The following is a 1,112-nucleotide window of genomic DNA, read 5'->3' as shown; positions in this document are numbered from 1 at the left end:
CTGACCGCGCAGGCCCGGCTCCAGCTCGCGAGCGCCGGCGAAGCCACCCCGCGGGTCGAGGTCATCGACCCCGCCGCGCTCGCTGCCCTGCCCGAGCCGAACCCGGGCGACCTCTTCTTCGACTTCGAGGGCGACCCGCTGTTCCGGGCAGGCGAGCGCGGGGGCCGCACCGAGTGGGGCATCGACTACCTCTTCGGGCTCGTCGATACGCAGGCCCGCTTCACCGCGCTCTGGGCACACACGCTCGCCGAGGAAAAGCAGGCCCTCCGCGACTTCCTCGACCTGGTTGCCGCCCGGCGGGCGCTCGATCCCGGGCTCAAGATCTATCACTACGCCGCCTACGAGCGCGTGCACCTGAGCTCGATCGCGGCCCGGCACGGCGAGGGGGAGGCCGAGGTGGACGCCCTGCTCCGCGAGCACGTGCTCGTGGACCTCTACCCGATCGTGCGTCGCGCGCTCCGGGTGGGCTCCCGCTCCTACTCGATCAAGAAGCTGGAGCCGCTCTACATGGGTGCCGACCTCCGCGACGAGGACGGCGTGACCTCCGGCGGGCAGTCGATCAGCGAGTACGCCGATGCCAGGGAGCTCCTCGCGAGCCCCGATGCGGCAGACCGGGCCGAGGGGCAGCGCCGCCTCGACGCCATCGCGGACTACAACGAGTACGACTGCCGGAGCACCCTGCGCCTGCGGGACTGGCTGCGGGCACGCGCCGCCGAGCACGGGGTCACGCCCTACCCGGCAGAGCTCGTCGACCGCGGCACCCCGCCGCTCGTGGAGAGCGAGACGGCGGCGGGCCTCGCCCGGCACGGCGTCGCCGAGGCGGGCGAGGCCCGGAGCCCGGAGCAGACCGCTGCGGCGCTCGCGAGCGCCGCAATTGACTACCACGCTCGCGAACACAAGGCCTTCTGGTGGGCGCACTTCGCCCGGCTGGTGGACCCCGTCGAGGACTGGGCGAGCACCCGGGACGTCCTCGTGGTGGACCCCGAGCTGAGCGGGGTCGTCCAGGATTGGCACCTGCCGGCGGGTAAGCGGGTCGCCCGGCGCGTGCTTCGCCTCGACGGCGAGATCGCGCCCGGCAGTTCCCTCAAGTCGGGCGAGGTCTTCGCGCTCTA

The 1,112-nt window shown here is 73.1% G+C and carries 1 protein-coding gene; it reads left to right on the top strand.

The window, feature by feature from the left end; translation table 11 throughout:
* On the top strand, positions 1-1,112 hold a 1,112-nt coding region (locus tag OOT08_RS02890), incomplete at both ends, for a TM0106 family RecB-like putative nuclease (protein ID WP_325091040.1).

It is taken from the genome of Leucobacter sp. M11 (assembly GCF_035726885.1).
In the GTDB taxonomy this organism is placed as follows: Bacteria; Actinomycetota; Actinomycetes; order Actinomycetales; family Microbacteriaceae; genus JAPFRB01.
This window is presented reverse-complemented; position numbering and strand designations above follow the sequence as displayed.